The organism is Sphingomonas phyllosphaerae (genome assembly GCA_036946405.1).
Classification (GTDB): domain Bacteria; phylum Pseudomonadota; class Alphaproteobacteria; order Sphingomonadales; family Sphingomonadaceae; genus Sphingomonas; species Sphingomonas phyllosphaerae_D.
On sequence record JAQIJC010000001.1, the window covers coordinates 952,080 to 975,000 of the forward strand.

Sequence of the window (22,921 nt, forward strand, 5' to 3'; positions counted from 1 at the left end):
AATGGTGCCGCTCCTCTCCTTGCGGGCGTGTCGCCCTTTCCCTTGCGTCATGCCAAGGATTTCCCCGCCGCGCCAGCATGGACGCTGTCCCGGCTCGGAGCTATCGCATGGCGCGATGACCGACACGAGACACGCGCTGCCGCGCCTCCACGCGCTCCTGTTCGGGGCGGCCTTGCTGCTCGGGGCGTGCGCCGCTCCGCAGGCGGCGGTCGCCCCGCCCGTTCCGGCACCGTCCGCCACGACCGCAAAGGCGCAGATCTTCGTCGTGTCGGCCAACCCGCTTGCCACCGATGCCGGGATGGCGGTGCTGCGCCGCGGCGGCTCGGCGGCGGATGCGGCGGTCGCGGTGCAGGCGATGCTGTCGCTGGTCGAGCCGCAAAGCTCCGGCGTCGGCGGCGGTGCGTTCCTGACCTATTATGACGCCGCCGCGCGGCAGGTGCGCATCTACGATGGGCGCGAAACCGCACCGGCGGGCGCGACGCCCGACATGTTCCTCGACGACAATGGCCAGTCGCTGCCGTTCGCGCAGGCGGTGCTCAGCGGACGCGCGACCGGCGTGCCCGGCGCGGTGAAGATGCTGGCGATGGTGCACGCCGAACACGGCCGGCTCGCGTGGAACACCCTGTTCGGCGACGCACGCCGCACCGCTAGGGACGGTTTCACCGTCTCGCCGCGGCTCGCGCGCTTCCTCGGCGGCAATTATGCCGAGCTGAGCGCGCTCGACGTCCGCGCCTATTTCGCGCGTCCCGGCGGCGGATTGCTCCGCGCGGGCGACCGGCTCCGCAATCCCGCCTATGCCGCATTCCTCGCGCGGCTGGCCGACCAAGGACCCGACGCGCTCTACACCGGCGAAACCGCCCGGCGGATCGTCGCGCGCACCACGCAGGGCCCGCTCGCGGGCACGATGACGCTCGCCGATCTCACCGCCTATCACCCGGTGGTGCGCGAGCCGATCTGCGCGCCGTATCGCGTGCTTTTGGTCTGCGCGCCGCCACCGCCCGCCAGCGGGGTCGGGCTGCTCGAACTGCTCGGGCTGCTCGAACGTACCGACATCGCCACGCGCGGGCCGAACGATCCGCAGGCATGGTTCCTGTTCGCCGAGGCGAGCCGGCTGATGTACGCCGACCGCGACCGTTATGTCGGCGATCCCGCGTTCGTCGACGTGCCGGTCGCCGGGCTACTCGCGCCCGATTACCTCGCGAAGCGCGCGCAATTGATCGGCACCCGCGCCGGCCCTGCACCCGCGCCGGGCAACCCCGCCGGAGCGCCCGCCGCGGCCGTCGACCGCACGCTCGAGCCGACCGGCACCTCGCATTTCGTCGTCGGCGATGCGCGCGGCAACGTCGTGTCGATCACCACGACGGTCGAGTCGATCTTCGGCTCGGGACGGATGGTCGACGGCTTCTTCCTCAACAACCAGATGACCGATTTCTCGTTCAGCCCGCGCGATGCCGCCGGCCGCGCCGCCGCCAACGCGGTCGCGGCCGGCAAGCGTCCGCGCTCGTCGATGACGCCGCTGGTGCTGCTCGACGACGGACGCCGCTTCGTCGGTGCGCTCGGCTCGGCGGGCGGCAATGCGATCCTCGCCTATGTCGGCAAGGCGGCGGTCGCGGCGATCGACTGGAAGCTGCCGATGCAGGAAGCCTTGGGACTGCCCAACCTGATCGCCAAGGGCGACGCGTATCAGGGCGAAGCGTCGCGCTTTTCCCCGGCGGTGCGTGACGGACTGGCCGCGCGCGGCGTCGTCGTGCGGCCGGGGCAGGGCGAGGATTCGGGGCTGCACGGCATCATCCTGCGCGACGGTCGCCTCGACGGCGGCTACGACCCGCGCCGCGAAGGCAAGGTCGCGATCGAGCCAGCGCCAGCGAAATGACGAGTCGGCGGCCGCGCGAAACGCCTTACGTCTGACCCGTTCGCACTGGGCTTGTCGAAGTACGGGATTCCAGGCGGCTCGCTTGGGTCACGTGCTTCGACAAGCTCAGCACGAACGGTGTGACTGTGACAGAGGGGCTTTCTACGCCCCCACCGCTTCCGCGACGCTCGCGAAGCCATCGCGCGCCAAGCAAGCCGCCAGTTCGCTCACCACCCGCCGCGGCAACCCCGGCCCTTCATAGACCAGCGCCGAATACAGCTGCACCAGACTCGCCCCGGCCCGGATCCGCGCATAGGCCTCCGCCCCGCTGTCGATCCCGCCCGCTGCCACCAGCGCGATCTGCCCGCCGGTCGCCGCGCGCACCTCCGCCAGCTTCGCCGCCGCCAGCGCGCGTAGCGGCGCGCCCGACAGGCCGCCGGTCTCCCCGGCGTGAACACTGCGCAGCGTCGGACGCGCGATCGTCGTGTTGCCGATCACCAGCGCATCGACGCCGCGTGCGATCGCGGCCTTCGCCACGCCGTCGATCCCGCCTGCGTCCAGATCGGGCGCGATCTTCAGGAACAGCGGCGTCGCCCCGCGCTCCGCGACGCACGCCGCCAGCAATTCGTCGAGCGCCGCCCCCTGTTGCAGGTCGCGCAAGCCGGGCGTGTTCGGCGAGCTGATGTTGATCGTCACATAATCCGCCACCGCCGCCGCCGCGCGCACCCCCGCGACATAATCGGCGACACGATCGGTCGCATCCTTGTTCGCGCCGACGTTGATCCCCAGCACCCCGCCGCGCCGATCCGCCGCCCGCGCGCGCGCAACGCCGTCCGCCAGCCCCCCGTTGTTGAACCCCATCCGGTTGATGACCGCGCGATCCTCGGCCAGCCGGAACAGCCGCGGCTTCGGATTGCCCGGTTGCGCCAGCGGGGTGAGCGTCCCGACCTCGACCGCCCCGAACCCCAGCGCCATCAACCCGGTGATCGCGCGCGCATCCTTGTCGAGCCCCGCCGCCAGCCCGACCGGATTGGGAAAGCGCACGCCCGCCACCACCGTCTCCAACCGTGGCATCGTCCCCGCGAGCGGCGCGCCGCTCCGCCCCCAGCCGCCGAGCGCGCGAATCGCCCAGACGTGCGCGGTTTCGGGATCGAGCGTATGCACGAGGCGGGAGAGCAGGTCGGCCATGCCCCGTCGTTTCGCCTCCTCGCGCGGGGAGATCAAGCACGGCGCAATTGTAAGTTTTGCCGTATGCTGCGTCGCATCCATCCAATCTTTGCGGCCGAATCAGCGGCATAAGATGCGTGCGACCCGAAGGGCTTCCTCAAGGAAGTCTCTTTCCTGAAGGGCCCGGCAGCGATGCCGGGCCCTTTTTTTGTGCCGAACGCGGCGGTTGATTTCGGGGCCACAAACGACCATCTGCCAATCGGAACGATCCGATCCGATTTAAGAGTGGTTCGCAACAGATGCGTCTTTCCAGCCTGACCGATTATGCCGTGGTGCTGCTCGGCGCCGCCGCGCGGCATTGCGGCGGGATGGCGCGTCAGAATGCGACCTCGCTTGCCGAGGAAACCGGCGTACCGTTGCCGACCGCGCAGAAGCTGGTCAGCAAGCTCGCCGCGGCCGGGCTGATCGACAGTGCGCGTGGGCAGGGCGGCGGTTTCCGGCTGTCGCGCCCGCCGGCGTCGATCACGCTCGCCGACATCGTCGAGGCGGTCGAGGGGCCGATCGCGATGACCTCGTGCGTCGATGCCGAAAATCACGATTGCGCGATTGAGGGAAATTGCCGGGTGAAGCCGCACTGGGGTGCGGTCAACCGGGCGGTGCGCGGGGCGCTGGCGGGAATCACGCTCGCGCAACTCGCCGCAGACGCGCCGCCCGCGGCGCAGCAGCAGATGAAGGTTGAGGCATAATCATGGCCACCAAGAACGCCGAGGCACACGCCGCCGTCGCCAAGAAGTACGAATGGGGCTTCGCGACCGACATCGAGCAGGACTTCGCGCCCAAGGGGCTGAGCGAGGACACCGTCCGCTATATCTCGGCGAAGAAGAACGAGCCCGAATGGATGCTCGACTGGCGGCTGAAGGCGTTCCGCGTCTGGCAGACGCTGGAGGCGCCCGACTGGGCGAAGCTCAACGTGCCGCCGATCGACTATCAGGATGCGTATTATTACGCCGAGCCGAAGGTGAAGAAGACGATCGCCTCGCTCGACGAACTCGATCCCGAAATCCGCCGCACCTATGAGAAGCTCGGCATCCCGATCGCCGAGCAGGAAGTGCTCGCCGGCGTCGAGGGCGCGCGCAAGGTCGCGGTCGACGCGGTGTTCGACAGCGTCTCGGTCGCCACCACTTTCCGCGCCGAGCTGAAGGCGGCGGGGGTGATCTTCCTGTCGATCAGCGAGGCGATCCGCGAATATCCCGATCTGGTGAAGAAGTGGCTCGGCAAGGTCGTGCCGCAGCGCGACAATTATTTCGCGACGCTCAACTCGGCGGTCTTCTCCGACGGCACGTTCGTCTACGTGCCGAAAGGCGTGCGCTGCCCGATGGAGCTGAGCACCTATTTCCGCATCAATGCCGAGAACACCGGCCAGTTCGAGCGCACGCTGATCGTCGCCGACGAGGGCGCCTATGTCTCGTACCTCGAAGGCTGCACCGCGCCGATGCGCGACGAGAACCAGCTCCACGCCGCGGTGGTCGAGCTGGTCGCGATGGACGATGCCGAGATCAAATATTCGACCGTCCAGAACTGGTATCCCGGCGACGAGAACGGCGTCGGCGGCATCTACAATTTCGTCACCAAGCGCGCGCTCTGTCAGGGCCGCAACAGCAAGGTGTCGTGGACGCAGGTCGAGACCGGCAGCGCGATCACGTGGAAGTACCCGTCGTGCGTGCTGGCGGGCGATGGTTCGGTCGGTGAATTCTACTCGGTGGCGGTCACCAACAACCGCCAGCAGGCCGACACCGGCACCAAGATGATCCATCTCGGCAAGAACACCAAGTCGACGATCGTGTCGAAGGGGATCAGCGCCGGGCGCTCCGACAACACTTATCGCGGGCTGGTGCGCGTCGCGGCGAGCGCCGAGAACGTCCGCAACTTCACGCAATGCGACTCGCTGCTGCTGTCGGATCAGTGCGGTGCGCACACCGTGCCGTATATCGAGGTCAAGAACCCCAGCGCGCAGATCGAGCATGAGGCGACGACCAGCAAGATCAGCGAGGACCAATTGTTCTACGCGATGTCGCGCGGGCTGGACGCCGAGGCGGCGGTGGCGCTGATCGTCAACGGCTTCGCGCGCGAGGTGCTGCAGCAGCTGCCGATGGAGTTCGCGGTCGAGGCGCAGAAGCTGCTCGGCATCAGCCTAGAGGGTAGTGTGGGCTAACGGAAAAAAGCCCCTCCTCTTCAGGGGAGGGGTTGGGGTGGGGGAATAAAGAGCGAAGGTCTCGGTGAGACCTCGCTCCACCCCCAACCCCTCCTCTGAAGAGGAGGGGCTAAGAGGAAGAATGATGCTGAAAATCGAAAACCTCCACGCCGAAATCGACGGCAAGGAAATCCTCAAGGGCCTGTCGCTCGAGGTCAACGCGGGCGAGATACACGCGATCATGGGGCCGAACGGCGCGGGTAAGTCGACGCTCGGCTACGTCCTCGGCGGCCGCCCCGGCTACGAGGTGACCGAGGGGTCGATCACCTTCAACGGCGAGGACCTGCTGGAGAAGGAACCTCACGAGCGCGCCGCTGCCGGCGTGTTCCTCGGCTTCCAGTATCCGGTCGAGATTCCCGGCGTCTCGAACGTCCAGTTCCTCCGCGAATCGCTCAACGCGCAGCGCACCAGCCGCGGCGAGAAGCCGCTGTCGGGCGCGGAGTTCCTCAAGCTCGCCCGTGCGCAGGCCGATGCGCTCGGGCTCCAGCAGGACATGCTCAAGCGCCCGGTCAACGTCGGCTTCTCGGGCGGCGAGAAGAAGCGCAACGAGATGGTGCAGATGGGCATCATCGACCCGGCCTTCGCGATCCTCGACGAAACCGACTCGGGGCTCGACATCGACGCGCTGCGGATCGTCGGCGACGGCATCAACCGCATCATGCGCAAGCCCGACAAGGCGGTGCTGCTCATCACCCACTACCAGCGCCTGCTCGATTATGTGCAGCCCGATCGTGTCCACGTCCTCGCCGATGGTCGCATCACCCGCTCGGGCGGGCCGGAGCTGGCGCACGAGCTGGAGCGGCAGGGCTATGCCGAGGTCGCCGCGTGACGCTCGATCTCCCCTCCAACCGCGAGGAAGCGTGGCGCTGGGCGGATCTCGGCGGGATCGCCGCCGCCGCCGCGCTCGCGCCGATCACGCGTCCCGACGCGCAGTTCCTCGACCTGCCCGGCGCGAAGCTGCTGTTCGTCGACGGCGTCCTTGATGACGCCGCCAGCGACCTTCACCGCGTTCGGGTCGGCGACCTGGCCCCCGGCGCGCACGCGCTCGGCAAGCGCGCCACCCGCGGCTGGTCGCTCCACCTCGATGCGCAGGCGGTCGCGCACCCGGTGCAGGTCGTGCATGTCGCGACCGGCGGCGACAATCACGTCGCCGCGGAGATCGTGCTCGACACCGACACCTCGGCGCAGGTCGTCGAGACCTTCGTCGGCGCGGGCTGGGCGAACCGCAACACCCGCATCCGGCTCGGCAAGGCCGCGCGGCTGATGCGCGCCGTCCGCATGACGCAAGCGGCGGGCTTCGTCACGCTGCGCGACGAGGCGGAAGTGGGCGAGGGCGCGAGCTTGATCGGCACGATGCTCGCGGCGGGCGATCAGGGCGTTCGCATCGACGCCGCGATCACGCTGGCGGGCGAGGGCGGCTATGCCGAGTACGGTGGCGCGCTGCTGACCCGCGACCGGCTTCGTCAAGAATGCGCGGTGCGCGTCCGCCACGCCGAGCCTAACGGCCAGTCGCACCAATTGTGGCGCGCGGTCGCGGCCGACCAGTCGCAGGCGAGCCTCGCCGCCGCAGTCGAGGTCGCGCGCCACGCGCAGAAGACCGACGGCGAGCAATCGTTGCGCGGCCTGCTCCTCCACCGCACCGCGACCGTCAATCTCAAGCCCGAGCTGGAGATTTTCGCCGACGACGTGAAGTGCGCGCACGGTGCGACGGTCGGCGAACTCGATGCGCGCGCCTTGTTCTACATGGAGAGCCGCGGCATCCCGGCGCCGCGCGCCAAGGCGTTGCTGACCCGCGCGTTCGTCGCCGACGCGCTCGATCGCATCGCCGACGAAACGGTCCGCGCTGCCTTCGCCGCCGACGCGGATGCGTGGCTGGAGAGCGCGTTGTGATACCCCGCCGGCGTCTCAACATTCGCAACATTCGGGCGCGGTCATGAGCGTGACGACCGCCGATCGCCCGCTCGACGTGGTTGCGGATTTCCCCGCAATCCCGGAGGGTTGGGCGTATCTCGACACCGCCGCGACCGCGCAGAAGCCAAGGGCCGTGATCGACGCGATCACCCGCGGCTACGACACCACTTACGCCACCGTTCACCGCGGCGTGTACCAACGTTCGGCGGACATGACGCTGGCCTATGAGGCGGCGCGTGCAAACATCGCCGACCTGATCGGCGCGCCCGCGAACGAGATCGTCTTCGTCCGCGGCGCGACCGAGGCGATCAACCTCGTCGCGCAGTCATGGGCGGCGCAGAACCTCAAGGCCGGCGACCGCATCCTGCTGTCGATGCTCGAGCATCACAGCAACATCGTGCCGTGGCAGATGGTCGCCGAGCGCGTCGGCGCGGCGATCGACGTGATCCCGCTCACGCACGATCATCGCATCGACCTCGACGCGATGGCGGCGATGATCCGCCCCGAACACAAATTGGTCGCGCTGGCGCATGTCTCGAACGTGCTCGGCTCGATCCTCAACGTCGCCAAGGCCAGCGCGATCGCACATGCGGTCGGCGCGAAGATCCTGATCGACGGCTGTCAGGCGGTGCCGCGCGTGGCGGTCGATGTCGCCGCGCTCGGCTGCGATTTCTACGTCTTCTCCGGGCACAAGCTCTACGGTCCGACCGGCATCGGCGTGCTGTGGGCACGCGCCGAGCTGCTCGACGTTATGCCGCCCTATCAGGGCGGCGGGTCGATGATCGACCGCGTCTCGTTCGAGCGCACCACCTACGCCCCCGCACCGACGCGCTTCGAGGCCGGGACGCCGCATATCGTCGGCGCGCTCGGCCTGTCGGCGGCGGTCGATTACGTCCGTGCGATCGGGCTCGACCGCATCCATGCGCACGAAACCGCTTTGGTGCGCGAGGCACGCGCCGCGCTGTCGCGCGTCAATTCGATCCGAGTGCTCGGGCCGGACGACAGCGCCGGGATCGTCTCCTTCGTGATGGAGGGGGTGCATCCGCACGACATCGGCACCATCTTGGACGGGAGCCGGGTCGCGATCCGCGCCGGGCATCATTGCGCCCAGCCGCTGATGGCGGCGCTGGGCGTCGAGGCGACCGCGCGCGCCAGCTTCGCGGTCTATAACGGCCCGGAGGACGTGGCGGCGCTGGCGGCCGGGATCGAGCGAGTGAAGAGGATTTTTGGATGAGCGACTCGGTGCGGAGCGAAACGGTCGAGGCGGTCGACAAGCCGCCGCGCGCGCAGGTGTCCGACGCGATCGATACGGGTGCGGAGCGGCAGCGCGATTATCTGTCGGGGTTCCTTGCGCAGAAACCGACCGGCGAGGCCGCGCACGAACCAGGCGGCGCGCTGTACGAGGCGGTGATCGACGCGCTCAAGGATATCTTCGACCCCGAAATCCCGGTCAACATCTATGACCTCGGGCTGATCTACGGCGTCGACGTCACCGAGGACGGTCATGCCGCGGTGACGATGACGCTGACCACGCCGCATTGCCCGGTCGCCGAGTCGATGCCCGGCGAGGTCGAGATGCGCGTCGCGGCGGTGCCCGGCATCGCCTTTGCCGACGTCAACCTCGTCTGGGACCCGCCATGGGACCCGCAGAAGATGTCCGACGACGCGCGGCTCGAACTGGGGATGCTGTGATGGCCACCACGCTCCGCGCGCGCCCCGCGCCGCTGCTGCTGACGCCGACCGCGGAGGCGCGCATCGCCGAGCTAATGGCCAAGGCCCCCGCCGGTGCGATCGGCGTCAAGCTGTCCACCCCGCGCCGCGGCTGCTCGGGGCTGGCCTATTCGGTCGATTACGTCACCGAGGCCCAGCCGATGGACGAGCGGATCGAGACGCCCGGCGGCACCTTGTTCGTCGACGGCGGGTCGATCCTGTATCTGATCGGCTCGACGATGAACTGGGTCGAGGACGATTTTACCGCAGGCTTCGTCTTCAACAACCCCAACGCCAAGGGCGCGTGCGGCTGCGGCGAGAGCTTCACGGTTTGACCGTCCTGACCGTCGCCCCTGCGAAGGCAGGGGCCCATGTCTGTGGAGTGTCGAGTAACATCTGACACATAGCACCGCGATCCTGTGTCATGCCGACCGGAAGACGGCACAGCCATAGGCCGCTGCCTTCGCAGGGGCGACGGGAAGGGAATTAACCCAGGCTAATCCTTCGACCGGGAGCCTACGCCGCCGCGCTGCGTTCGCCCCCGTAATGAACATCGACTTGTCTTCGACCGATCTGTGGCGATCCTTCCGGCGGGATTGGTGGGGCCAGATGAAGGCCGCCTACACCGCCGCGAACGACGACAATCTCGGGCTGATCGCGGCCGGCGCAGCCTTTTACATCATCTCGTCGATCGCCCCGATCCTCGCCGTAACCGTCTTCACCTATGGCCTGTTCGCCGACGCGGCGACCGTCCAAGAGGACATTCGCGCGCTGTTCGCCGCCTTGCCGGGCGACGTGGCCACATTGGTTGGGCAGCAACTCGACATCGTCACCTCGGGCTCGCAAGGTCGCAAGGGGCTAGGGCTGATCCTCGCGCTCGTCATCGCGCTCTACGGCGGCAGCAAGGCGGCAACCGCGATGATGACCGCGCTCAACGTCGCCTATGAGGTCAAGGACAAGCGCAACTTCATCGTCTGGACGCTCACCTCGTTCGCGATTGTGCTTGGCGGGATCGTGCTGATCTTCCTCGGTATCGCCGCCAGCGCGGTGGTGGCGTTCATCGGGGCGCTGATCCCGTGGTTTCCGGGCATCGTCCTCGCGCTGATCCGCGTCGCCACCTATGCGCTGCTCGCGACGATCGTCATCACCGGCGCCTCGCTGCTCTTCCGCTTCGGCCCGTATCGCCACGGTTCGCGGCTGCGCTGGGCGACGCCCGGGACGGTGACCGCGACCCTCGTGTGGCTGATCGCGACCACCGGCTTCAGCCTCTACGTCGCCAATTTCGGCAATTACGGCGCGACCTACGGCTCGCTGGGGGCGATCATCGTCGCGCTGACGTGGCTGTGGCTCAGCGTCTACGCCTTCCTGCTCGGTGCCGCGCTCGACGTGCAGGCGTATCGCGGTCGCGCGGTGGAAACCGTTGCTGCAACACCGGCTACCGCCTAGGCATTGCATCTACGAACAAGGGGGTAGGCGTGATCGAGACCGAAACCGCGCGGCAGCGGGGGCCGCTTGCGCTCAATATCCTCGACACGCTGGTGCACCGCATCGGCAAGGACGAGCAGGCGGCGCGCCCGCACGACTGGCTCGCGGCGACGATCTTCACCGTTCGCAACGAAATCATCGAGCGTTGGATGGTGTCCACCAAGGCGGCGCACGCTGCGGGGGCGAAGCGCGTCTATTATCTCAGCCTCGAATTCCTGATCGGGCGGCTGCTGCGCGATACGCTCGCGAACCTGTCGGCGCGCGACGAAGTGGCGAAGGCGCTGAACGAACTAGGCGTCGACCTCGCCGCACTGGAGGAGATCGAACCCGACGCGGCGCTCGGCAACGGCGGGCTCGGGCGCTTGGCGGCGTGTTTCATGGAGAGCCTCGCGACGCTCGACCTTCCCGCTTACGGCTATGGCATCCGCTATGTGAACGGCATGTTCCGCCAGCGGATCGACGACGGCTGGCAGGTCGAGCTACCCGAGACGTGGCTGCAATACGGCAACCCATGGGAATTCCGTCGCCGCGAGAGCGCCTATGTCATCGGCTTCGGCGGCGAGGTGCACGGCGACGAAAGCGGCGCGGTGACGTGGAAGCCCGGCGAAGTCGTCGAGGCGATGGCGGTCGACACGCCCGTCGTCGGCTGGCGCGGACGGCGCGTCAACACGCTGCGGCTGTGGACCGCACGCAGCCTCGATCCGTTCAAGCTCGACGCGTTCAACCAGGGCGATTTCGCCGGCGCGATGGCGGACCAGCTGCGCGCCGAAACCTTGGTCCGCGTCCTCTATCCCAACGACTCGACGGCGGCGGGACAGGAATTGCGGCTGCGGCAGGAGTATTTCTTCTCCTCCGCCTCGATCCAGGACATCGTCCGACGCCACGTTCAGTATTTCGGGGACATCCGCACGCTGCCGACCCGCGCCGCGATCCAGCTCAACGATACGCATCCGGCGGTGTCGGTCGCCGAGCTGATGCGGCTGCTGCTCGACGAACACGGTCTCGCCTTCGACGAGGCGTGGGAGATCACGCAGGCGACGTTCGGCTACACCAACCACACGCTCCTGCCCGAGGCGCTGGAGAGCTGGCCGCTGCCGCTGTTCGAGCGGCTGCTGCCGCGCCACATGCAATTGGTCTATGCGATCAACGCCAAATTGCTCCGCGCCGCGCGCAAGGCAGAGGGAATGGACGATCGTGCGATCGCCGCGATCAGCCTGATCGACGAGGGCGGCGAGCGGCGGGTGCGGATGGCCAATCTCGCCTTCGCCGGCGCGCACAGCGTCAACGGCGTCGCGGCGCTGCATACGGGCCTGATGAAGACCACCGTCTTCGCCGACCTGCACCAGCTTTATCCCGATCGGATCAACAACAAGACCAACGGCATCACTCCGCGCCGCTGGTTGCAGGAATGCAATCCGGGGCTGACGTCGCTGATCCGCGAGGCGATCGGCGACGGGTTCATGGACGATGCCGGTAAGCTGACCGCGCTCGCCCCGTTCGCCGAGGATGCCTCGTTCCGCGAGCGTTTCGCCGCGGTCAAGCGCGCCAACAAGGCGGCACTGTCGGACTATCTGCGCGCCGAAATGGGCGTGCGCCTTGATCCGTCGGCGATCTTCGACGTGCAGATCAAGCGGATCCACGAATACAAGCGTCAGTTGCTCAACATCATCGAGACGGTCGCGCTCTACGACCAGATCCGCAGCCATCCGGAGCGCGACTGGACGCCGCGCGTCAAGCTGTTCGCGGGCAAGGCGGCGTCGAGCTATCACCAGGCCAAGCTCATCATCAAGCTGGCCGGCGACGTCGCACGGCGCGTCAATGCCGATCCGTCGATCGGCGGGCTGCTCAAGGTCGCGTTTGTCCCCAATTACAACGTCAGCCTCGCCGAGCGGATGGTGCCCGCCGCCGATCTGTCCGAACAGATCTCGACCGCCGGCATGGAGGCGTCGGGCACCGGCAACATGAAGTTCGCGCTCAACGGCGCGCTGACGATCGGCACGCTCGACGGCGCGAACGTCGAGATCCGCGATCACGTCGGTGCCGAGAATATCGTGATCTTCGGCCTGACCGCCGACGAGGTCGCCGCGAAGCGTGCCGGCGGCTACAATCCGCGCGCGGTCATCGAAAATTCATCCGAACTGGCGCAGGCGGTGAACGCGATCGCTTCCGGCGTGTTTTCACCAGATGACCACGACCGCTACCGCGACCTCATGAAAGGCCTGTACGACCATGACTGGTTCATGGTGGCGGCGGATTTCGACGCCTATGCCGCCGCGCAACGCGACGTGGACGCGCGCTGGGCGGATCGTGACGGGTGGAGCCGCAGCGCGATCCGCAACGTCGCGAACATGGGCTGGTTCTCGTCGGACCGGACGATCGGCGAATATGCACGCGAGATCTGGGGCGTGAAGTGAAGCCGCCCGCCGCCGCGATCGACGCGCTGCTGGACGGCACCAACGAGGATCCCTTTGCGCTGCTCGGCCCGCATCGCGGGCCGCAGGGCACGTTCGCGCGCGTCTGGATACCGGGGGCCGACACTGCGGTTGCGCGCACGTTGGCAGGTGAGGTGCTCGGTACGCTGACGCGGGTCGACGATCGCGGGCTGTTCGAGGGGATCATTGACGGTGATCCGCAGCCGTTGCGCTATGTCGCGCAGGGCGGGGGCGCGGAATGGTGGGTGACCGATCCGTACAGCTTCGGTCCGGTGCTCGGGCCCACCGACGACTTCCTGATGAACGAGGGTACGCATTTCCGCCTTCATGACAAGATGGGCGCGCATCTGATCGTGCACGAGGGCGCGGAGGGGGTGCATTTCGCGGTCTGGGCGCCCAACGCACGGCGCGTCGCGGTGGTCGGTGACTTCAACGACTGGGATCTGCGCCGCCATGGCATGCGCCGGCGCAACGACACCGGCGTCTGGGAGCTGTTCCTGCCCGATCTCGGCGCAGGCCGGGCGTATAAATACGCGATCACCGGGCCGGACGGCGCACTCCAGCCGCTCAAGGCCGACCCTTATGCCTTCGCCGCCGAGCTGCGCCCCAAGACCGCGTCGCTCACCACCGCGCCGATGCACCATGAATGGGGCGACGCCGCGCATCGCGAGGCATGGGCGTCGGTCGATCCGCGCCGCGCGCCGATCAGCATCTACGAGGTCCATGCCGGCAGCTGGCAGCGCGACGAGAATGGCTGGTTCCTGACCTGGGACCAGCTTGCCGAGCGGCTGATCCCCTACGCCGTGTCGATGGGCTTCACGCACATCGAGTTCATGCCGATCTCGGAACATCCCTATGATCCGAGCTGGGGCTATCAGACCACCGGCCTCTATGCCCCCAGCGCGCGGTTCGGCGATCACGAGGGCTTTGCGCGCTTCGTCGACGGCGCGCACCGCGCCGGGCTCGGCGTGCTGCTCGACTGGGTGCCCGCACATTTCCCGACCGATGCGCATGGCCTGTCGCGGTTCGACGGCACCGCGCTGTACGAGCATGAAGACCCGCGGCTCGGCTATCACCCCGACTGGAACACCGCGATCTACAATTTCGGGCGGCGCGAGGTGTCGGCGTTTCTGGTCAACAACGCTTTGTTCTGGGCCGAGCGTTACCATGTCGACGGGCTGCGCGTCGATGCGGTCGCCTCAATGCTGTACCGCGATTATTCGCGCAGGGACGGCGAGTGGATCGCCAATCGCGAAGGCGGGCGCGAGAATTGGGAAGCGGTCGACTTCATGCGCGCCGCCAATCGCGTGCTCTACGCCCGCGAACCCGGCGTGTTCACCGTCGCTGAGGAATCGACCAGCTGGCCCGGCGTCTCCGCCCCCGCCTATGACGAGGCCCCGCGCACCGCGCTCGGCTTCGGATTCAAGTGGAACATGGGCTGGATGCACGACACGCTGAAGTACATGGCGCGCGAGCCGGTCCACCGGAAGCATCACCACGATGCGATCACCTTCGGGCTGGTCTACGCCTTCGACGAGAATTTCGTACTGCCGATCAGCCATGACGAGGTCGTGCACGGCAAGGGCTCGATGCTCACCAAGATGCCCGGTGACGATTGGCAGAAATTCGCCAATCTCCGCACCTATTACGCGATGATGTGGGGCTATCCCGGCAAGAAGCTGCTGTTCATGGGGCAGGAGTTCGCGCAGCGCGGCGAATGGAGCGAGGAGCGCTCGCTCGACTGGGACCTGCTCAACTCGCACGCGCATGACGGCGTTCGCAAGCTGGTCCGCGATCTCAACCGGCTCTATCGCGAGAAGCGCGCGCTTCATGCCCGCGATTGCGAGCGCGACGGTTTTCGCTGGCTGGTACAGGACGATGCCGAGAATTCGGTGTTCGTCTGGCTCCGCACCGCGCCGGGCGCCGCGCCGATCGCGGTGATCGTCAACATGACCCCGGTCGCGCGGATGCCGTACCGGGTGCCGCTACCCAACGACGGTCGCTGGCGCGAAGTGCTCAATTCCGACGCGCACGATTATTGGGGATCGGGGCTCGGCAATCTCGGTGGCGTGGTCGCCTCGGGCGGCCACGCCGATGTCACGTTGCCGCCGCTGGCGACGGTGATGCTGGAGTGGGAGTCGGAGTCGTGACTCCGGCTCAGACGATCCGGCCGACGATCGCGAAGATTGCGCCCCAGGCGAGCAGCGACGGAACGAGCGCGCAGGCGACGCCACGGATCAAACCATCGGCGGAACGGGGCTGGCAAGCGGGGTGCATCGGCGATCCTCTCGAAAGTCGTATTCTTCTTGATACGCACTCACTTACGGCGACCGCGCCTTTTAGCGTCAGATCCGTGACTTTACGGTTAACGCCTGATGAACATTAAGTAAAGATGCTGGGAAGGAGAGCCTGAGGTGGACGAACGCAAAGGTCAGCCGCTAGCGCGCGACGCCATGGCCTATGTCCTCGCCGGGGGCAGGGGCAGCCGATTGAAGGAGCTGACCGATACGCGAGCGAAACCAGCGGTTTATTTCGCGGGCAAAAGCCGCATCATCGACTTTGCTTTGTCGAACGCGATCAACTCGGGCATTCGCCGCATCGGTGTTGCGACCCAGTACAAGGCGCATTCGCTGATCCGCCATCTCCAGCGCGGCTGGAACTTCCTGCGCCCGGAACGCAACGAAAGCTTCGACATCCTGCCGGCGTCACAGCGGATCAGCGAGTTCCAATGGTATGAGGGCACCGCCGACGCGGTCTACCAGAACATCGACATCATCGCGGAGAGCGCGCCGGAATTCATGGTCATCCTCGCGGGCGACCATATCTATAAGATGGATTACGAGATCATGCTGCGGCAGCACTGCGACAGCGGGGCCGACGTGACCGTGGCGTGCATGGAAGTCCCGCGGATGGAAGCGGTGGCGTTTGGCGTCATGCACGTCGACGGGAACGACCGCATCGTCGATTTCGTCGAGAAGCCTGCCGATCCGCCATCGATCCCCGGCCAGCCCGACGTCGCGCTCGCCAGCCTCGGCATCTACGTCTTCAACACGAAGCTGCTGATCGAGGAATTGCGCCGCGACGCTGCCACGCCGGGGTCGTCGCGCGACTTCGGCAAGGATATCATCCCCTATCTGGTCGCGCACGGCCATGCGCATGCGCACCGCTTCTCCGCCAGCTGCGTCCGTTCGCCCGAGGAGCCCGAAGCCTATTGGCGTGACGTCGGGACGGTCGACGCCTATTGGGAAGCGAACATCGACCTGACCGATGTCGTCCCGCAGCTCGACCTCTACGACCGCGAGTGGCCGCTGTGGACCTATTCCGAGCTGACCCCGCCCGCCAAGTTCGTCCACGATATCGATGGCCGGCGCGGGCAGGCGGTGTCGAGCCTGGTGGCCGGCGATACGATCATCTCCGGCGCGAACGTCCACCGCAGCCTGATTTCGACCGGCGTGCGGGCGCACAGTTATTCGTCGCTCGATGAAGCGGTGGTGCTCCCGCATTGCAAGATCGGCCGCAACGCGCAGCTCAGGAAGGTGGTGCTCGACCGCGGCGTCATCATCCCCGACGGGCTGGTCGTCGGGGAGGACCCGTTGCTCGATGGTCACCGTTTCCGGCGCACCGAAAAGGGCGTGTGCCTCATCACGCAGCCGATGATCGACCGGCTGGAGCTATAGCCCCATGCCGATCTCGGTCCTGTCGGTTGCGTCCGAAGCCTATCCGCTCGTCAAGACCGGCGGGCTGGGCGATGTCGTCGGCGCGCTGCCCGCCGCGCTCGCGCCGCATGACGTGAACGTCGTTACGCTCGTCCCCGGCTATCCGCGCGTCATGACGGCGGTGGAGGGGTCGGCGGTGCTCCACGATTGGCCGGACCTGATCGGCGCACCCGCACGGTTGCTGTCGGGAACGATCGGCGGCCACAAATTGCTCGTGCTCGACGCGCCCGGCTACTTCGCGCGGGAGGGCGGGCCCTATGGCGATCCGTCCGGGCGCGACTGGGACGACAATTGGCGGCGCTTCGCCGCGTTCGGGCGCGCGGCGGCCGATCTCGCCTCGGGCGCGGTCAAGGGCTTCCGCTTCGACGTGCTCCACGCGCACGACTGGCAGGCCGGGCTCGCCCCCGCCTATCTGCGCTTCGCTCCGGCCGGTGGCCGCGCCGCGCAATCGGTGATGACGATCCACAACATCGCCTTTCAGGGCCGCTATGACGGCGGCATCTTCGGCTCGCTGGCGCTGCCCGATCGCGCCTTCGCGGTCGATGGTGTCGAATATTATGGCGGGGTCGGCTACCTCAAGGCCGGGCTGGAGGCCGCCGACGCGATCACCACCGTCAGCCCGACCTATGCCGCCGAGATCCTGCGTCCCGATTTCGGCATGGGTCTGGAAGGATTGATCCGCGCCCGCCGCGGGCGGGTGTCGGGGATCGTCAACGGCATCGATCCGGCGGTATGGAATCCGGCCACCGACGCCGCCCTATCCGAGCGCTACGACGCCGCCAGCCTCGCCCACCGCGTCACCAACAAGCGCGCGCTGGAAACCGCCTTCTCGCTCGAACCCGGCGATGGTCCGCTGTTCTGCGTCGTCACGCGCCTGACGTGGCAGAAGGGCATGGACGTGCTGGTCGACACGATCGACGCGCTGGTCGCAGGGGGTGGTCGCCTCGCGCTGCTCGGATCGGGCGACGCGTGGCTCGAGCACGCCTTCAACGCGGCGGCGGCACGACACCCCGGCAAGGTCGGGGTACGGATCGGCTATGACGAGGCGCTGTCGCATCTGATGCAGGGCGGGGCGGACGCGATCCTGATCCCGTCGCGGTTCGAGCCGTGTGGGCTGACCCAGCTCTATGGTCTCGCCTATGGCTGCGTGCCCGTGGTCGCGCGGACTGGCGGGCTCGCCGATACCGTGATCCACGCCAATGCCGCCGCGCTCGACGCGGGCGTGGCGACCGGGGTGCAATTCGACAACGTCACGCATGAGTCACTGGCGCATGCCATTGCGCTTGCGATACAATTGTTTGCCACGCCCGATCGCTGGGCCTCGATCCAGCGCGCGGGCATGGCGGCGGACTTCTCCTGGGCGACCAGCGGACGCCGCTATGCCGATCTTTACCGGGAGCTGCTGTCCGCATGATCCGTACCGTCACGACCTCACCCTTCACCGATCAGAAGCCCGGCACCTCCGGTCTGCGCAAGAAGGTGAAGGTCTTTCAGCAGCCGAACTATGCCGAGAACTTCATCCAGTCGGTCTTCGACGTGGTCGAGGGCAAGCAGGGCGCGACGCTGGTGATCGGCGGCGACGGCCGGTATCTCAATCGCGAGGTGATCCAGACCGCGATCCGCATGGCGGCGGCGGCCGGCTTTGCGCGGGTCGTCGTCGGGCAAGGCGGCATCCTGTCGACTCCCGCGGCGTCGAACGTGATCCGCACGCGCGGCGCGCTCGGCGGGCTGGTGCTGTCGGCGAGCCACAATCCCGGCGGCCCCGACGAGGATTTCGGGATCAAATATAACGTCGCGAACGGCGGCCCCGCGCCCGAGAAGGTGACCGAGGCGATCCACGCCCGCACGCTGTCGATCGACGCATGGCACGGCGCCGACACCGCCGACGTCGATCTGGACACGCTTGGCGAGACGCAGGTCGAGGGGATGACGGTCGAGGTGATCGACCCGGTCGCCGCTTATGCCGAACTGATGGAGTCGCTGTTCGACTTCGACGCGATCCGCGCGGCGAAGCTGACGATGGCCTTCGACGCGATGAGTGCGGTGACCGGGCCGTATGCCAAGGAGATATTGGAGAGGCGGCTCGGCTTCGCGCCCGGCACGGTGCGCAACGGCACCCCGCTGGAGGATTTCGGCGGGCATCACCCGGACCCCAATCTCGTCCATGCGCACGACCTCTACGAGACGATGATGGCGGCGGACGCGCCCGATTTCGGCGCGGCGTCGGACGGCGACGGCGATCGCAACCTCATCATCGGGCGCGGGCGGTTCGTGACGCCGTCGGACAGCCTCGCGATGCTCGCCGCCAACGCGCATCGCGCACCCGGCTATGCCGGCGGGCTGAAGGGGATCGCGCGCTCGATGCCGACCAGCGCCGCGGCGGATCGCGTCGCCGAGAAGCTCGGCATCCCGTCGTTCGAGACGCCGACCGGCTGGAAATTCTTCGGCAATCTGCTCGACGCCGGCATGGCGACGATCTGCGGCGAGGAAAGCGCCGGCACCGGCAGCGATCACGTCCGTGAGAAGGACGGGCTGTGGGCGGTGTTGCTGTGGCTCAACATCCTCGCCGCGACGGGCAAGAGCGTCGACCGGATCGCGCGCGATCACTGGGCGGAATATGGCCGAAACTATTACGCGCGCCACGATTACGAGGGCGTCGACAGCGCCGCGGCCGACATCCTGATGGCGGAACTACGCGGCAAGCTCGGCACGCTGCCCGGCACGGCGTTCGGCCCACTCACCGTCGCGGCGGCGGACGACTTCGCCTATGAGGACCCGACCGATGGCTCGGTGAGCCGCAACCAGGGTGTGCGTGTGCTGTTCGAGGGTGGCAGCCGCGTCGTGTTCCGCCTGTCGGGCACCGGGACGAGCGGCGCGACTCTGCGCGTCTACCTCGAACGCTACGAGCCGGTCGGCGGCGATATGGATGCCGAAACCGGCGCGATGCTGGCGGACATCGTCGCCGCGGCCGAGGCGATCGCCGGGATTCGCGCGCATACCGGACGCGAGCAGCCCGACGTCGTGACGTGACCGCAACGCTCGTCGCCGGTGGCGTCGACTTCACGGTCCGCGCGCCGCGCGCGGAGGCGGTATGGCTATGCCTGTTCGACGGCGACGCCGAGCGCCGCGTCGCGATGGCGCGCAGCGGCGACACATGGCACGCGCGGGTCACCGGGGCCGGCGAGGGGACGCGCTACGGCTTCCGCACCGACGCCGATTCGGCCAAGCTGCTGGTCGATCCGCATGCGGTGACGCTCGACCGGCGCTTCGTCTACGACCCGCACCTGCGTGAGCCGCGCATCGATACCGCCGCGCTGGTCCCCAAGGCGATCGTCACCGCGCCGCTGCCGCCGCTCGACCTGCCGCCGCTGTTCCGTACCGGTGGGCTGATCTACGAGATCAACGTTCGCGCCTTTACGATGCGCCACCCCGACGTGCCGGTCTCACAGCGCGGGACGATCGCCGCGCTCGCGCATCCGGCGGTGATCGCGCACCTCCGGCGGATCGGCGTCGCGGCGGTCGAGCTGATGCCGGTCGTCGCATGGATCGACGAGCGGCATCTGCCACCGCTCGGGCTCGGCAACGGCTGGGGCTACAACCCGGTCGTGCCGATGGCGCTCGACCCACGGCTCGCCCCCGGCGGCATCGCCGAGCTGCGCGCCACGGTTGCGGCATTGCGCGCGGCCGGTATCGGCACCATCCTCGACCTCGTGTTCAACCACACCGGCGAGAGCGACCTCCTCGGCCCGACGCTGGCGCTGCGCGGGCTGGACGATGCCGCCTATGCGCGGGCGCCCGACGGGACGCTCATCAACGACGCCGGCACCGGCAACACGCTCGACTTCGCCAATCCGGCGGTGCGTGCGCTGACGCTCGACACGCTGCGCCACTTCGTTCGCCAAGCGGGGGTCGACGGCTTCCGCTTCGACCTTGCCACGGTGATGGCGCGCGGTCCCGGCTTCGACCCCGCCGCACCGATCTTCGCGGAGATCGCCGCCGACCCGGTGCTGCGCGACCGGGTACTGATCGCCGAGTCGTGGGACATCGGCCCCGGCGGCTATCAGCTGGGAAAGTTTCCCAGCGGCTGGCTCGAATGGAACGACCGCTACCGCGACGACGTCCGCCGCTTCTGGCGCGGCGACGGCAGCGTGGGGGCGCTCGCGACGCGGCTGATGGGATCGAGCGATCTGTTCGGCGACCGCGCGCGCGGGGTCAGCTTCGTCGCGGCGCACGACGGCTTTACGCTCGCCGACACCGTTGCCTTTGCCACGCGCCACAATCACGCCAACGGCGAGGACAATCGCGACGGCCATGCCGGCGAGATTTCGTGGAACAATGGGGTCGAGGGCGACACCGACGACCTTGCGGTGCGCGTCGCGCGTGAGGGTGACGTCCGCGCGCTGCTCGCGACGCTTTTCGCGACCCGCGGAACGATCCTGCTTACCGCCGGGGACGAATTCGGCCGCACGCAGCGCGGCAACAACAACGGCTATGCGCAGGACGAATTGCTGTGGCTCGACTGGAACGGCCGTGACCGTTCGCTTGAAGCGTTCGTCGCCGATCTCGCACGGCGACGCGCGGCGTGCGCGTCACTGGCCGATCCGGACGTCGCGCATGACGCGACATGGTTACGCCTCGATGGTCAGCCGATGCGCGACGCCGACTGGCATGGCGCGTCCGGCTTCGTCCTGCGGCTGCGCGATGCGACGATCACCGTCGATCGCGAGGCGCACACCGTAACGCTGACGCCGACCGATCAGGCACAGATCGCATAAGGCGCGGCGTTGGCGGTCGCATCGACCAGATCGCGCAGCTCCTTGCTATTCAACGGCTTCATGAACTCACAGCCGAAGATGTGACCGTCGACCCACGCAATGCGCGCGTGCCGCTCCGCACCACCGGGCAAGGTCAGCTTCAGCAACGTGCCCGATATCAGCGTCATCGCTGTACGGGCGCGCAGTCCCGCTGCCGAGGCATCGAGGATTTCGATCGAAATCGCCAGCCGCGCCAGCCCGCGGCACTCGGCCGGGACGCGTGTCTCACGACGGTTGTCGATCAGCGGTTTGGATGCCATGGCCCCTTCTCACGTCTTTTCTTCCCGACGCCCGGTTTACGGAGCGAGAAGTAAAGAAGCGGTAACCACCTATGTTATTGTCCGCCGTCGTTCCGGCGGAATGACCCATTTTGACGGAGCGTGGCATGACGATCGGCGGATCCAGCGCGGCGGCGGAACTTGCCGCCATCACTCCCTGGGCGAACAAGGCGCCACCGATCGATACGACCGAGCGCCACGCGCGGCTGGAGCGCGCCCGTACGCTGACCGCCGGGCTGGGCGCCGATGCGCTGCTCGTGCAGGCCGGCCCGTCGCTCCACTATTTCACCGGCGTGGCGTGGAACCCGAGCGAGCGGCTGGTCGCGCTGCTGTTGCCCGTCACCGGCACGCCGCGGCTGATTTGCCCGGCGTTCGAGCGCGGCTCGCTGGAGGCAGAACTCGCCATCTCCGCCGATCTCGCGTTGTGGGAAGAGGATGAGGACCCGGTCGCACTGGTCGCCGACGCGCTGCCCGCCGGGGCGACGCTCGCGCTCGATCCGATGCTCTTCTACGGCTGGGCGCGGCGGCTGGCGGGAGCGGGGCTGGCGACCGTCGACGGCGCGCCCGCGATCGATGGCTGCCGGATGCTCAAGTCGTCCGCGGAGATCGCGCTGATGACTCAGGCGATGCAGATGACGCTGGCGGTGCACGCCGCCGCCGCGCGCATCCTGCGCCCCGGCATCCGCGAGAGCGAGGTCATCCGCTTCATCGACGATGCGCATCGCGCGATCGGCGGCGGCCCGTCCTATTTCTGCGCGGTGCAGTTCGGGCAGGCGACCGCCTACCCGCACGGCCTCCCCGGCGATCGCGCGCTGGCGGAGGGCGATCTGGTGCTGGTCGACACCGGCTGCCGCGTCCATGGCTATCATTCCGACATCACGCGCACCTATGCCTTTGGCCCGGTCGCCGACGAGGTGCGTGCGATCTGGGACATCGAACATGCCGCGCAGGCCGCCGCTTTTGCTGCGGTCGCACCGGGCGTGCCGTGCGAGGACGTCGACGCCGCGGCGCGTGCGGTGCTGGTGCGCGAGGGGCTTGGGCCCGACTATCGCCTGCCCGGCCTGCCGCACCGCACCGGTCACGGGATCGGGCTGTCGATCCACGAGCCGGCCTATCTGGTGCGCGGCGACAAGACCCCGCTCGCACCGGGCATGTGCTTCTCGAACGAACCGATGATCGTGGTGCCCGAACGGTTCGGCATCCGGCTGGAGGATCATTTCTACGTCACGAACGCTGGAGCGGCGTGGTTTACCGAGCCACAACCGAGTATCGACCGGCCATTCGATTGAAAACGGACCAAAATTC

At 67.9% G+C, this 22,921-nt stretch carries 18 protein-coding genes; 16 read left to right on the forward strand and 2 right to left on the reverse strand.

Annotated elements, in window-relative coordinates:
* The first annotated feature begins 115 nt into the window (after positions 1–115).
* The gene (gene ggt / locus PGN12_04500; protein MEH3103147.1) at positions 116–1,873 is read left to right on the forward strand and encodes a gamma-glutamyltransferase; all 1,758 of its coding nucleotides are present in this window, start codon (positions 116–118) and stop codon (positions 1,871–1,873) included.
* A gap of 141 nt (positions 1,874–2,014) precedes the next feature.
* Here ggt and PGN12_04505 read toward each other — a convergent pair whose 3' ends face one another.
* Complete coding sequence (locus PGN12_04505; GenBank protein ID MEH3103148.1) at positions 2,015–3,040, reverse strand: quinone-dependent dihydroorotate dehydrogenase; 1,026 nt, start codon at positions 3,038–3,040, stop codon at positions 2,015–2,017.
* Positions 3,041–3,318: 278 nt separating this feature from the next.
* Here PGN12_04505 and PGN12_04510 point away from each other — a divergent pair, with 278 nt between their 5' ends.
* The 14 genes from PGN12_04510 to PGN12_04575 all read left to right on the forward strand — a co-directional run bounded on the left by PGN12_04510 (position 3,319) and on the right by PGN12_04575 (position 21,299).
* Complete coding sequence (locus PGN12_04510; GenBank protein MEH3103149.1) at positions 3,319–3,765, forward strand: SUF system Fe-S cluster assembly regulator; 447 nt, start codon at positions 3,319–3,321, stop codon at positions 3,763–3,765.
* A 2-nt stretch (positions 3,766–3,767) separates the two neighbouring features.
* The gene (gene sufB, locus PGN12_04515; protein MEH3103150.1) at positions 3,768–5,231 is read left to right on the forward strand and encodes a Fe-S cluster assembly protein SufB; all 1,464 of its coding nucleotides are present in this window, start codon (positions 3,768–3,770) and stop codon (positions 5,229–5,231) included.
* 124 nt (positions 5,232–5,355) lie between these two features.
* Complete coding sequence (sufC, locus tag PGN12_04520) at positions 5,356–6,099, forward strand: Fe-S cluster assembly ATPase SufC (protein ID MEH3103151.1); 744 nt, start codon at positions 5,356–5,358, stop codon at positions 6,097–6,099.
* On the forward strand, positions 6,096–7,160 hold the full coding sequence (locus PGN12_04525) for a SufD family Fe-S cluster assembly protein (protein ID MEH3103152.1): 1,065 nt from the start codon (positions 6,096–6,098) through the stop codon (positions 7,158–7,160). The genes sufC and PGN12_04525 overlap by 4 nt, the downstream gene beginning before the upstream one ends.
* A 43-nt stretch (positions 7,161–7,203) precedes the next feature.
* Entirely contained in the window at positions 7,204–8,415 is a 1,212-nt protein-coding gene (locus PGN12_04530; protein ID MEH3103153.1) for a cysteine desulfurase, read from the forward strand.
* Complete coding sequence (locus PGN12_04535; GenBank protein ID MEH3103154.1) at positions 8,412–8,873, forward strand: SUF system Fe-S cluster assembly protein; 462 nt, start codon at positions 8,412–8,414, stop codon at positions 8,871–8,873. Before PGN12_04530 ends, PGN12_04535 begins: the two co-directional genes overlap by 4 nt.
* Positions 8,873–9,226: an iron-sulfur cluster assembly accessory protein gene (locus tag PGN12_04540; protein ID MEH3103155.1), complete on the forward strand. Its 354-nt coding sequence runs from the start codon at positions 8,873–8,875 to the stop codon at positions 9,224–9,226. The genes PGN12_04535 and PGN12_04540 overlap by 1 nt, the downstream gene beginning before the upstream one ends.
* Positions 9,227–9,500: 274 nt before the next feature.
* Positions 9,501–10,337, forward strand: a complete 837-nt coding sequence (locus tag PGN12_04545; protein MEH3103156.1) for a YihY/virulence factor BrkB family protein — start codon at positions 9,501–9,503, stop codon at positions 10,335–10,337.
* Between the two features lie 29 nt (positions 10,338–10,366).
* Positions 10,367–12,790 (forward strand): glycogen/starch/alpha-glucan phosphorylase, encoded by a 2,424-nt coding sequence (locus PGN12_04550; protein ID MEH3103157.1) that lies wholly within the window; start codon positions 10,367–10,369, stop codon positions 12,788–12,790.
* Positions 12,787–14,958 (forward strand): 1,4-alpha-glucan branching protein GlgB, encoded by a 2,172-nt coding sequence (gene glgB / locus PGN12_04555; GenBank protein MEH3103158.1) that lies wholly within the window; start codon positions 12,787–12,789, stop codon positions 14,956–14,958. The genes PGN12_04550 and glgB overlap by 4 nt, the downstream gene beginning before the upstream one ends.
* A gap of 264 nt (positions 14,959–15,222) precedes the next feature.
* Complete coding sequence (gene glgC, locus PGN12_04560) at positions 15,223–16,485, forward strand: glucose-1-phosphate adenylyltransferase (protein ID MEH3103159.1); 1,263 nt, start codon at positions 15,223–15,225, stop codon at positions 16,483–16,485.
* 4 nt (positions 16,486–16,489) lie between these two features.
* Complete coding sequence (gene glgA, locus PGN12_04565) at positions 16,490–17,938, forward strand: glycogen synthase GlgA (GenBank protein MEH3103160.1); 1,449 nt, start codon at positions 16,490–16,492, stop codon at positions 17,936–17,938.
* Positions 17,935–19,554 (forward strand): alpha-D-glucose phosphate-specific phosphoglucomutase, encoded by a 1,620-nt coding sequence (locus tag PGN12_04570; protein ID MEH3103161.1) that lies wholly within the window; start codon positions 17,935–17,937, stop codon positions 19,552–19,554. The genes glgA and PGN12_04570 overlap by 4 nt, the downstream gene beginning before the upstream one ends.
* Positions 19,551–21,299, forward strand: coding sequence for a glycogen debranching enzyme (locus PGN12_04575; protein ID MEH3103162.1), 1,749 nt, complete (start codon positions 19,551–19,553; stop codon positions 21,297–21,299). Before PGN12_04570 ends, PGN12_04575 begins: the two co-directional genes overlap by 4 nt.
* Here PGN12_04575 and PGN12_04580 read toward each other — a convergent pair.
* Positions 21,281–21,598 (reverse strand): hypothetical protein, encoded by a 318-nt coding sequence (locus PGN12_04580; GenBank protein ID MEH3103163.1) that lies wholly within the window; start codon positions 21,596–21,598, stop codon positions 21,281–21,283. The genes PGN12_04575 and PGN12_04580 overlap by 19 nt on opposite strands.
* A 125-nt stretch (positions 21,599–21,723) precedes the next feature.
* On the opposite strand from PGN12_04580, the gene PGN12_04585 reads away from it, so the two are divergent.
* Positions 21,724–22,905, forward strand: coding sequence for a Xaa-Pro peptidase family protein (locus PGN12_04585; protein MEH3103164.1), 1,182 nt, complete (start codon positions 21,724–21,726; stop codon positions 22,903–22,905).
* Positions 22,906–22,921 lie beyond the last annotated feature (16 nt).